Consider the following 10,669-nt stretch of genomic DNA (forward strand, 5'->3'; position numbering starts at 1 on the left):
AGCGAGGCCACCGTGGCGACGTCGTGCCCGGCGTCGGGCGCACCCAGCGACATCAGGCGGCCTCGCCCAGCGACGCCAACTGCTCGGCCTGATGCTCGGTGACGAGCGCGTTGATCATGTCGTCGAGATCGCCGTCCATGATGTATTCGAGCTTGTAGAGCGTGAGATTGATGCGGTGATCCGTCATCCGCCCCTGCGGGAAGTTGTACGTTCGAATGCGTTCCGAGCGGTCGCCCGAACCGATCAGGCTCTTGCGCGTGGCGGCTTCCTTGGCTTGCTGGGCGCGCAGTTGGGCGTCCTTGATGCGCGCCGCGAGTACCTTGAGCGCCTTGTCCTTGTTGCGGTGCTGCGAGCGATCGTCCTGGCATTCGACGACGATGCCCGTGGGCAAGTGCGTGATGCGCACCGCCGAGTCCGTCTTGTTGACGTGCTGGCCGCCGGCACCCGACGCGCGGAACGTGTCGATACGGATGTCGGCCGGGTTGATGTCGACGTCGGCGACGTCATCGGCTTCCGGCATCACGGCCACCGTGCAGGCGGACGTGTGAATGCGGCCCTGCGTTTCGGTGGCCGGTACCCGCTGCACGCGATGACCGCCCGACTCGAACTTGAGGCGGGAATAGGCCCCCTGACCGATCAGCCGAACGATGACTTCCTTGTAGCCGCCCAGATCGGATTCGCTGGCCGACATGATCTCGACCTGCCAGCGGTGGCGCTCCGCATAGCGCGTGTACATGCGCAGCAGATCGCCGGCGAACAGCGCCGATTCGTCGCCGCCGGTGCCCGCGCGGATTTCGAGGAAGATGTTGCGTTCGTCGTTGGGGTCGCGCGGCAGCAGCATGCGCTGCAGCGAGGCTTCCATGTCGTCCATGCGTGCCCGGGCGCTGGCGGCTTCGTCGTCCGCAAAGTCGCGCATCTCGGGGTCGAGCGCCATCTCCTGGGCCGCGGCGACATCGCTCTGGGCCTGGCGGTAGTGACGATACTGCTCGACGACGGGCGCCAACTCGGCATGTTCGCGCGTGAGCTTGCGATAGTTGTCCAGATCGCGCGTGACGTCGCCCTGGCTCAATAGGCCATCAAGCTCGACCAGACGTTGCGTCAACTGGTCGAGCTTGGCTTGCATGCTCGCTTTCATCTATTTGTCGGCGTTTCCCGAGGTGCGGAACAGTTCGGGAATGAGGTGAAGGATTTGCTCGCGCGAATCGCCGCGCGCCGTGTTCAGCGCGTGCGTCGGGCCGTGCAGGAATTTCTTGGTGAGGGACTGGGACAGCGCTTCGAGCACGGCGGCGGGGTCGTCGCCGCGCGCGAGCATGCGCTGGGCACGCTCGAGTTCGGCGAGGCGCATGGCCTCGGCCGTGCCGTGGATGTCGCGGATGACCGGCACGACGCTGCGGGCGTCGAGCCATTGCATGAAATGCTGAACGCGCGTCTCGATGATGGCCTCGGCCTGCGCGACCGCTGCCTGACGCAGCGCATTGCCTTCGCGCACGACCGCGCCGAGATCGTCGACGGTGTACAGGAAGATATCGGTCAGACGGCCGACTTCCGGCTCGATGTCGCGCGGCACCGCCAGATCGACCATGAACATCGGCTTGTGCTTGCGGGCCTTGATGGCGCGCTCGACAGCGCCCAGACCGATCAGCGGCAACGTGCTCGCCGTGCACGACACCACGATGTCGAATTCATGCAGGCGCTGAGGCAGCTCGGACAGGCGGATGGCCGAGCCGCCCAGCCGCTCGGCGAGCTTCTCGCCGCGCTCGGCGGTCCGGTTGGCGATGTACAGGGCTTTCGGGTTCTGCGCAGCGAAGTGCGTGGCGCACAGGTCGATCATCTCGCCCGCGCCAATGAACAGCACCTTCTGCGTGCTGATGCTTTCGAAAATGCGCTGGGCGAGTCGCACCGCGGCGGCCGCCATCGAGACCGAATGCGCGCCGATCTCGGTCTGACCACGCACTTCCTTCGCCACCGCGAACGTGCGCTGGAAAAGCTGGTTGAGATAGGTGCCCAGTGCGCCCGCCTCGGCGGCGGTGCGCACGGCGTCCTTCAACTGGCCGAGGATCTGCGTCTCGCCCAGCACCATCGAGTCCAGCCCGCTCGCCACGCGAAACGCGTGACGCACGGCGTCGGATTGCGGCAGGGCGTACAGATGCGGCGCCAGATCGCTGGCCGGAATGTTGTGAAATTCGGACAGCCAGTGCACCGCGCGCTCGCGGGCCGCGGCGTCATCGGTGACGCAGTAGATTTCCGTGCGGTTGCACGTCGACAGGATGGCGGCCTCGGGGGCGCTCGACCTGCCCGTCCACAGCCCCTTGAGCCCCGCCAGTGCCGGCTCGATCCGCTCGAACGGAAACGCCACCCGTTCGCGCAGCGAGACGGGCGCCGTGTGGTGGTTCAGGCCGAGAGCGAGCAGTTGCATGATATGGGGGATCTAATAACCGCTGATTATAGCGCGTCGACGTGATGCCCGTTTCGGAGGCGCCACGCGCCCCGCGCGCTGGGACAGCGATGTGCCATGATCGCGCAGCCGCCCGATTTTGACAAATACGTGTCGCTTATACCCGGCATATCGTTGGTTTTCGGCCCCGGGCCCCCCGGGAGGCCTATTGCCGGCGTGCCTTGCCTCCGCGTGCGACCGGCGGTGGCGGGCGGATGTCGCGACACGCTTGCCGAATCGTCCGATTTCGGGGCTATACTGCGTTCGGGTTCCCATCCTTGGAGAGACGTCATGGGCATCATCGGCACTATCGTTGTCGGTCTGGTCGTCGGTCTCATTGCACGCGCCCTGCATCCCGGAAGGGACAGCATGGGCATCATCGTCACCATCATCCTCGGCATCGGCGGCGCGCTGCTCGCCAAATATGTCGGACAGTTCCTCCATCTCTACACCGAAGGCCAGTCGGCCGGTTGGATCGCATCGGTCATCGGGGCCATCGTGCTGCTGGTGATTTACGGCGCCATCAAGCGCAGCCGCGCCGCCTGACATGGCACCCCGGAGCCGCTCATGAACATTCTCGTGCTCTTGCTTGTGGGGTTGGTGGCCGGTTGGCTCGCCGGCCTCGTCGTGGGCGGCGGCTACGGCATTATTGGCGACATGGTCGTCGGCGTGATCGGCGCGTTCGTCGGCGGCTGGCTGCTGCGACACTTGGGCATTGCCGTCGGATATGGCACGCTCGGGCGCATCATCACGGCGACTATCGGCGCCATCGTGCTGCTTGCTCTGCTGCGTCTGGTGCGACGATAGGCCGCACTTGGCGGGTGTCGTACGCATTTTCCCGTGTTCAGCTATCCTTGACGCCATCGCCTGGCCCAAGTCGTCTTGACGACGCGTGCGGCATTGCCGCCACGTTTGATCCCGCCTTCCGCCATCCGGCGTGACCGCCGCGCCCGACAGGGGGGCGGCGGTCACGCCTCGCAAGTCGCTTCGCCCGATCCCCCACATCAAAAGAACACATGTCTGCGACACGCCCTTCCATGCGGCCATTCATCGTGGCATCCGTCATGGCGGCGACCTCCATGGTTGCCATCGAGGCCACGATTATTTCGACGGCCATGCCGCAAATCGTCGCCCAGCTTGGGGGGCTGTCCCTATATAGCTGGGTTTTCTCCGCCTTTTTGCTGGCGCAGACGGCCATGACCGTCGTGTTCGGCAAACTGGCCGATCTCTACGGCCGCAAGCCGGTCATGCTCGTGGGTATCGCCGTGTTTCTGGTGGCCTCGCTTGGCGGCGGACTCGCCTGGTCGATGCCGGCGATGATCGTCTTCCGCCTGTTGCAGGGCGTGGGGGCGGCGTGCATCCAGCCGGTCAGCCTGACCATCATCGCCGACTACTACCCGACCAGCGAGCGCGGCAAGGTGCAGGGTTACCTGGCGAGCGTGTGGGCCATATCGGCCGTGCTCGGTCCGATGCTTGGCGGCATCATCATTCGTGACCTGTCGTGGTCGTGGATTTTCTGGATCAACATCCCTATCGGCCTGTTGGCCGCGGCGGGCTTCGTCGCTTATCTGCACGAGGCTGCGCCGCGCCAGCGGCCGAGCATCGACGCGCTGGGGGCCGTGTTCTTTGCGATTGCCGTGGCGGCACTGATGATCGCGCTCACCGATGCGAACGCCTTCTCCGACACGCACGTCTGGGGTGGGGGGCTGGTGTGCGCCGTCGCGGCGCTGCTGTTCGTCTGGCAGGAGCGGCGTGCTCCGGACCCGATGATTTCGTTCGCGCTGTGGAAGCGCCGGCCGATTGCGGCGGCGAATGCGGCGACGCTGCTCTCGGGCATGGTGCTTATGGGGTTGACGACCTTCCTGCCGATGTACGCGCAGGGGGTATTGCGTCAGACGCCGGTCGTGGCGGGCATGGCGCTCACGATGATCATGGTCGGCTGGCCGATCGGTTCGACGTTCGCCGCGAAAACCTTCACGCGCTACGGCTTGCGCCGCATTCTCGTGGGCGGCAGCCTGCTGATGCCGGTGGGCGGGATTGTCTTTGCGCTGCTCGGGCCGAACAGTTCGCCGCTGCTTGCCGGGTTCGGTTCGTTCCTGATGGGATTTTCGATGGGCACGGGTAGCGTAAGCGCGCTCGTGCTGATTCAGGAGCTAGTCGATCCGTCGCAGCGCGGCAGCGCCACGGCGTCGAACATCTTCTCGCGGAATCTGGGCAGCACGCTCGGCGCGACGCTTTTCGGCGCCGTGCTCAACTTCGGGTTGACGCAATCGAGCGGGCTGGCGCCCGTCACCTCCGATCAGTTGCGGCACGTGCTGGAAGACCGGGGCGTGTCGACGCTGGCGGACCAGGCGATTCGCGCGGTGCTGCAACATTCGCTGCACCTCACGTTCCTGTCGATCCTGGCGATCTCGATCGGTGTCGTGGTGTTGCTGCTGTTGGTGCCGACCAACGCCGTCGACCGTTCGCGCGATACGCCGCGGGACAAGCCAGAGTTCGTGCCTGGCAGTCATTGATCGACGTGGCGGTGCCGCCTCAACGCGCGACAACACGTCGTGCACGCGAGGCAGACGACTGGCCGGCCTTGAGTCGTGCGCCGAACGGCTTGCGCGCCGTCGGCATGCGGGGGCTCGATGGGTGCAACGGCGCGCGTGACGGCAGTTGGCTCACCTTCGCGCTCGACGGGTAGCGGCGTCGCACCAGATACAGCGGCCGTCCTTTCGCTTCGTAGTAAATCCGGCCGACGTATTCTCCGATCACCCCGATGCCGACGAGTTGGATGCCGCCGAGGAACAGCGTGCCGACGAGCAGCGAGGCGTAGCCGGGCACGTCGATGCCGTGAATGAGCGTGCGCAGCACGATAAAGCCGCCGTAAGCGAGCGAGACGAGCGCGAGCGAGACGCCGATATACGTCCAGCAGCGCAGCGGCACGGTGCTGAAGCTGGTAATGCCTTCAAGCGCGAAATTCCACAGGCGCCAGCCGGAGAACTTCGACTCACCCGCGCGACGCGGCTCGCGCACGTACTCCACGATTTCCGTCTGAAAGCCGACCCAGGCGAACAGCCCCTTCATGAATCGGCGGCGTTCGGGCAACTGCTTGAGCGCGGACACGACGCGTCGATCGATCAGGCGGAAATCGCCAACGTTCTCGGGCAGCTTCACTTCCGAGAGGCGATTGTGAATGCGATAGTAGAGTTCCGCCGCAACTCGTTTGGTGACGCGGTCGCTCGCGCGATTCGTGCGCTTGGCGAGCACGACTTCCGCGCCGTTGCGCCAGCGCTCGATCATTACGGGAATGAGTGCCGGCGGATCCTGAAGGTCGGCGTCGATAGGGATGACGGCATCGCCATGCGCTTCCTCAATGCCCGCGCTCAGTGCCGCTTCCTTGCCGAAGTTGCGGGTGAAGTCGATCACGCGGATGCGCGCGTCGGCGCGGCGAAGGGCAAGCAGGGTGCCAAGCGTGTCGTCGGTGCTGCCGTCGTTCACGCAGACGATTTCGAAACGCACGTCCGCGACGGCATCGAGCACCGGGGCCAAGGCGCGGTAGAACGTGTCGAGCACCGGGGCTTCGTTGTGACAGGGCACGACGAGCGACACAAGCGGCGTTCGCTGCGCGACGGACGACTGACGACTCTCGGTGGCGCGGGGCATGGCGATTACCTCGTGGGTGCGGGCGCGGTGGCCGACGCGCGGCGATCGGCGCAGGCAGGGTCGACGGCGTGCGGGGGCACAGCGACATGGGACACGGCGGGTACGTCGGACATTTCCGGCACGTGAGCGAGTCGGCGACGGCGGCGCCACAGCATGGCGAGCGTGGCGAGCGTGATGAGCGGCATGAACTGAAACCCGAGGGGCAGCACGCCGATCAGACCGAACGCGGGGGTGAGCCACAGCACGACGAGCCATTCGCGCTCCCCGCGCAGCCAGCCGCGCGCGATGCCGTCGCGCACATACCAGGCGATGACGAGCGAGAGCATCGCGAGATCGTAGTCGTAGAGATAGGGGCTGACCAGCGTGGTGGCGCACACGAGCGTGGCGGCGCGCAGTGCGAAGGCCGCCGGACGGCGCCAGACGTCGATCATTGCCGCCACGGCGCCAAACGCCACGCCAGCATGGACGATGGCGGCCAGCGTGACGGGTGCGCCCAGCATGCGTGCCATCACGAAAAACGTCGGCATGCGGGCAAGTCGCGCCTCGCCGTCGACGAGGCTTTGGCGTGCCAACGCCGTCGCGTGCAGGAACGTCGGATAGACGTCGAGACCGAAGACCACGCCGGCGAGCAGGGTGCTTCCGATGCCCACAGCGATGCATGCGGCCAGCGCGCGCCACTCGCGAGCACAGAGAAACGCGAGCGGAAAGAGCAGGGCGACGTGCGGCTTGACGAAGAGCAATCCGGCGAGCGCGCCCGCCCATGCGGGACGCTTGCGCAGCAAGAGCAGTGAGAAGCCTGCGAGGGCGGTGGTGTAGAGCGCGATCTGTCCGGCGGCGATCACGAGCAGCACGCCGGGAAAGCTCATGGTGGGCAGACGGGCGTCGCGCCAGGGGGCCGTGCGTCGCAGTGCGGCGTAGTACAGGCCGAAGCCGATGCAGGCATACGCGGCGTACGCGTAAGAGAAGGGCAGCAGCGCGACCGGCGCGAGCAGAATCATCATCACGGGCGGGTAAAGCCAGGGCATGATGCCGCCCAGCTTTGCCGTCCATGGCTGGGCGGCCATCTGTGCACTCGTCATCAGATCGACGTTGTAGGCGTCGAGCGGATGCCCGTGGAGCACGAAGTAGGACGCTCCCCAGAATGGCAGGAAGTCGAGGCCGATGGGGCCGAGCTTCGGGGGCACGACGAAAAAATGCTGATAGGACCAGATGGCGAACACAGCGAGGGTGACGAACAGGCCTGCACCGCTATAGAGGCGGATGCGGGCGCGGTCGTCGGACCAATGCCGGCGCTCGGACGACGCCACTTCATCGACGGCCGACGGCTTCGATGCCATGCATGAACCTCCCGGTGGGCGCATGAAAACGGCGATGCTCGATTACGGAGACTGCTTTGTCGGGCGTGCGGTGCGGCCGCCTGCGCCAAGCAGGCGATGTGCATGATTGCGACTATCGACGCATTGCACGCGACGGAAAACACGACGCCATATTAGACGAGACGGTCTCCGAACGGATCAAAATTCCAGCGTGTCGCGACGACGGCGCTACAGCACGTCGTCCGATGCTGGATTCTCACGGGGGCGACGTCGGGGCAAGCGGTTTGCCAAGCGGTGTCGGGCGGGGGAGGTGGCTCGGTGAATCCTCCGCATTTCATCCCTCAGAAACAAAACACCCCGGCGCGATGGCCGGGGTGCTCGTTGTCTTGGTCGACGATCGCGTCAGACGTTGAACAAGAAGTTCATGACATCGCCGTCGTGAACAACGTACTCCTTGCCTTCGGCGCGCATCTTGCCGGCTTCCTTCGCGCCTTGCTCGCCCTTGTACTGGATGAAATCGTCGAAGGCGATGGTTTGCGCGCGGATGAAGCCGCGTTCGAAGTCGGTGTGGATCACGCCAGCGGCCTGCGGGGCCGTATCGCCCACATGGATCGTCCAGGCGCGCACTTCCTTCACCCCTGCGGTGAAGTATGTCTGCAGACCCAGGAGCTTGAAGCCCGCGCGGATCACGCGATCCAGGCCCGGCTCGTCCATGCCCATGTCGGCCAGGAATTCCGCCTTGTCGGCGTCTTCCATATCCCCAATCTCTGCCTCGATGGCCGCACACACCGCCACCACCGGCGCATTCTCGCTTTCCGCGTACTTGCGCACCGCTTCCAGATGCGGATTGTTCTCGAAGCCGTCGTCCTTCACGTTGGCGACATACATCGTCGGCTTGGCCGTAATCAGGCAGAACGGCTTGATCAGCGCCAGCTCGTCATCCGACAGCTTGATCGAGCGCACCGGACGCGCTTCGTTGAGCACCGGCACCACCTTTTCCAGTACCGCCACGAGCTTGGCGGCTTCCTTGTCGTTGCCCGACTTGGCCGCCTTCGAGTAGCGTTGCAGCGCCTTTTCCGTCGTGGCCAGATCCGCCAGCGCCAGTTCCGTGTTGATGACTTCGATGTCCGAAATCGGATTCACCTTGCCGGCCACGTGGATGACGTTTTCGTCCTCGAAGCAGCGCACAACGTGCGTGATGGCGTCCGTCTCACGGATGTTGGCCAAGAACTGGTTGCCCAGCCCTTCACCCTTGGACGCGCCCGCCACCAGGCCGGCAATGTCAACGAACTCGACCGTCGCCGGCATGATCCGCTCGGGCTTGACGATCTCGGCCAGCTTGCCCAGACGCGGGTCGGGCACCTCCACCACGCCGACGTTCGGCTCGATGGTGCAAAACGGATAGTTCTCGGCAGCGATGCCCGCTTTGGTCAGCGCGTTGAAAAGGGTCGACTTGCCGACGTTGGGCAAGCCGACGATGCCGCATTTGAGGCTCATGCTAAATCCTGTCTAATCCGATAAATGCGCCGACAAATGCCCCGGGGGTGCGCCGGGTGGCGCCGTGGAATGCGCCGGTGATTGCGTCGCGGAAAGTCCGCTATTGTACCCGTTCTGCCGCTAACGGCGCCTCGGGTGCCTAGGGTAACGAGGGTGCCGGCGTCGCGACGACCCCCGCCCATGCCGTACTCAACTCAGCGACTTCGCCGAGAACGTATCGCACTTGCGCATGTCGCCGTACTGCAACCCCTGGCGCAGCCAATACACGCGTTGCGCGCTCGTCCCGTGCGTGAACGACTCCGGCACCACGCGGCCTTGCGCCTGCTGCTGCAGCCGGTCGTCGCCGATCGCCGACGCGGTCTTCAACCCCTGCTCGACGTCGCCCGGCTCCAGCAACTGCTGATTCGCCTTCTCGGCATTGTTCGCCCAGACGCCGGCAAAGCAGTCGGCCTGCAGCTCCAGGCGCACCGACAACGCATTGGCCTGCGCTTCGCTCATGCGGCGCCGCGCCTCGTCGAACTTCTCGGAAATGCCCAGCAGATTCTGGATGTGATGGCCCACTTCGTGCGCGATCACATACGCCTGCGCGAAATCGCCTCCCGCGCCGAAGCGCTGACGCAATTCGTCATAGAAGGCGAGATCGATGTAGACCTTGCTGTCGCCCGGGCAGTAAAACGGCCCCATCGCTGTTTGACCGGTGCCGCATGCCGTGGGCGTTGCGCCAGAGAACAACACCAGTTTCGGTGGCACGTATTGACGGTTCACTTGCTGCGGGAACACCGTTCCCCAGGTGCGCTCGATGTTACCGAGCACCTTGCGGGTGAAGACGGTCTTCGGATCGTGAGCCGGCGTGGTGTTCGGCGCGGACTGGGGCTGTGACGATGTCTGCCCCTGAAGCATCTGCGAGCCCTGGATGATGACGCGCGGGTCGATGCCGAAGAAATACGAGGCGGCCAGCGCCACCACGATCGTGCCGATGCCGAGCGTGGTGCGTCCCCCGAAACCGCCGCCCCGTCGATCTTCGACGTTGTCGCTTTCGGATTCGTTGTCGAGGCGCATTGGAGGACTCCCTGTCTGATAATCGGTATGCGCGCAAGTATAGCGCCGGGCTGTGGCACGCGACGCTGTGCCACAGCCGCCCCCGGGGCGACCGGGCGTCGCTTGCGCGGCAGGCGTGCGACAATACGCCATCTCGTTTTCTGAACCAGCCGGCTCGCGCGATTCAGGCGCTGGCGCTGCATTCGCCGCATGTCTCTAACGCAAACCTCCAGCCAAACGCACGATGTCGTCGTCGTCGGTGGCGGTCTGGTCGGCAAGGCCGCCGCCCTGCTGCTCTCGCAGGCGCGCCTGTCCGTCGCACTGCTCGCCCAGCCGGCCGTAGCCGCCCCCGCCCCGGGCGACCTGTGGGACGCCCGCATCTATTCGCTCTCGTCCAGCTCGCAAGCCCTCTTCGAGCGCATGCGCGTATGGCAGGCCGTCGATCCCGCGCGCATCAATCCGGTCTACGACATGGAAGTCTTTGGCGACGAGCGCGGCAGCCTGCATTTCTCGGCGTACCAGGCCGCCGTGCCGCAACTCGCCTGGATCGCCGAATCGTCGAATCTCGAGCGCGCGCTCGACGCCGCCCTGCGCTTCTCCCCGCAAGTGCATTGGCTCGACGCCCGGGCCGAGGCGCTCGAAGTCGACGCCGCCGCGGCCTCGGTGCGTCTGTCGGACGGCAAGGCCCTGCGCGCGTCGCTCGTGGTGGGGGCCGACGGCGCCCACTCGTGGG

Annotated in this window: 10 protein-coding genes; 4 read left to right on the top strand and 6 right to left on the bottom strand. The window is 65.5% G+C overall.

Annotation, left to right across the window (positions count from 1 at the left end; genetic code table 11):
* Nucleotides 1–52: 52 nt before the first annotated feature.
* Together prfA and hemA are read right to left on the bottom strand one after the other, a co-directional pair.
* Nucleotides 53–1,135, bottom strand: coding sequence for a peptide chain release factor 1 (gene prfA, locus A985_RS0117410; RefSeq protein ID WP_017234654.1), 1,083 nt, complete (start codon nucleotides 1,133–1,135; stop codon nucleotides 53–55).
* Nucleotides 1,136–2,416, bottom strand: coding sequence for a glutamyl-tRNA reductase (gene hemA, locus A985_RS0117415; RefSeq protein WP_017234655.1), 1,281 nt, complete (start codon nucleotides 2,414–2,416; stop codon nucleotides 1,136–1,138).
* 309 nt (nucleotides 2,417–2,725) lie between these two features.
* On the opposite strand from hemA, the gene A985_RS0117420 reads away from it, so the two are divergent.
* The 3 genes from A985_RS0117420 (at nucleotide 2,726) to A985_RS0117430 (ending at nucleotide 4,950) form a co-directional block, all read left to right on the top strand.
* Nucleotides 2,726–2,980, top strand: coding sequence for a GlsB/YeaQ/YmgE family stress response membrane protein (locus A985_RS0117420; protein WP_017234656.1), 255 nt, complete (start codon nucleotides 2,726–2,728; stop codon nucleotides 2,978–2,980).
* 21 nt (nucleotides 2,981–3,001) lie between these two features.
* Nucleotides 3,002–3,241: a GlsB/YeaQ/YmgE family stress response membrane protein gene (locus A985_RS0117425; RefSeq protein WP_017234657.1), complete on the top strand. Its 240-nt coding sequence runs from the start codon at nucleotides 3,002–3,004 to the stop codon at nucleotides 3,239–3,241.
* Between the two features lie 209 nt (nucleotides 3,242–3,450).
* Nucleotides 3,451–4,950: an MDR family MFS transporter gene (locus A985_RS0117430; RefSeq protein ID WP_026132087.1), complete on the top strand. Its 1,500-nt coding sequence runs from the start codon at nucleotides 3,451–3,453 to the stop codon at nucleotides 4,948–4,950.
* A gap of 19 nt (nucleotides 4,951–4,969) precedes the next feature.
* Here the strand turns inward: A985_RS0117430 and A985_RS25985 are convergent, their stop codons facing one another.
* The 4 genes from A985_RS25985 to A985_RS0117450 all read right to left on the bottom strand — a co-directional run bounded on the left by A985_RS25985 (nucleotide 4,970) and on the right by A985_RS0117450 (nucleotide 9,957).
* Nucleotides 4,970–6,085, bottom strand: a complete 1,116-nt coding sequence (locus A985_RS25985; RefSeq protein ID WP_017234659.1) for a glycosyltransferase family 2 protein — start codon at nucleotides 6,083–6,085, stop codon at nucleotides 4,970–4,972.
* A gap of 5 nt (nucleotides 6,086–6,090) precedes the next feature.
* Nucleotides 6,091–7,422, bottom strand: coding sequence for a glycosyltransferase family 87 protein (locus tag A985_RS25990; RefSeq protein WP_017234660.1), 1,332 nt, complete (start codon nucleotides 7,420–7,422; stop codon nucleotides 6,091–6,093).
* Nucleotides 7,423–7,803: 381 nt separating this feature from the next.
* Nucleotides 7,804–8,898 (bottom strand): redox-regulated ATPase YchF, encoded by a 1,095-nt coding sequence (gene ychF, locus A985_RS0117445; protein WP_017234661.1) that lies wholly within the window; start codon nucleotides 8,896–8,898, stop codon nucleotides 7,804–7,806.
* A 189-nt stretch (nucleotides 8,899–9,087) separates the two neighbouring features.
* Nucleotides 9,088–9,957 (bottom strand): neutral zinc metallopeptidase, encoded by an 870-nt coding sequence (locus A985_RS0117450; RefSeq protein WP_017234662.1) that lies wholly within the window; start codon nucleotides 9,955–9,957, stop codon nucleotides 9,088–9,090.
* Between the two features lie 189 nt (nucleotides 9,958–10,146).
* On the opposite strand from A985_RS0117450, the gene A985_RS25995 reads away from it, so the two are divergent.
* Nucleotides 10,147–10,669, top strand: a 523-nt coding sequence (locus A985_RS25995; RefSeq protein ID WP_017234663.1) for an FAD-dependent monooxygenase, incomplete at its 3' end; no start/stop codon positions are given.

The organism is Pandoraea sp. B-6, assembly GCF_000282835.1.
Lineage (GTDB): Bacteria > Pseudomonadota > Gammaproteobacteria > Burkholderiales > Burkholderiaceae > Pandoraea > Pandoraea cepalis.

Bases quoted from the DNA above. Each gene is read 5' to 3' on its own strand.
- A985_RS0117430 (WP_026132087.1), top strand. From the start codon at position 3,451: ATGTCTGCGACACGCCCTTCCATGCGGCCATTCATCGTGGCATCCGTC.
- A985_RS25985 (WP_017234659.1), bottom strand. From the start codon at position 6,085: ATGCCCCGCGCCACCGAGAGTCGTCAGTCGTCCGTCGCGCAGCGAACG.
- prfA (WP_017234654.1), bottom strand. From the start codon at position 1,135: ATGAAAGCGAGCATGCAAGCCAAGCTCGACCAGTTGACGCAACGTCTG.
- A985_RS0117425 (WP_017234657.1), top strand. From the start codon at position 3,002: ATGAACATTCTCGTGCTCTTGCTTGTGGGGTTGGTGGCCGGTTGGCTC.
- A985_RS0117420 (WP_017234656.1), top strand. From the start codon at position 2,726: ATGGGCATCATCGGCACTATCGTTGTCGGTCTGGTCGTCGGTCTCATT.
- hemA (WP_017234655.1), bottom strand. From the start codon at position 2,416: ATGCAACTGCTCGCTCTCGGCCTGAACCACCACACGGCGCCCGTCTCG.
- ychF (WP_017234661.1), bottom strand. From the start codon at position 8,898: ATGAGCCTCAAATGCGGCATCGTCGGCTTGCCCAACGTCGGCAAGTCG.
- A985_RS0117450 (WP_017234662.1), bottom strand. From the start codon at position 9,957: ATGCGCCTCGACAACGAATCCGAAAGCGACAACGTCGAAGATCGACGG.
- A985_RS25990 (WP_017234660.1), bottom strand. From the start codon at position 7,422: ATGGCATCGAAGCCGTCGGCCGTCGATGAAGTGGCGTCGTCCGAGCGC.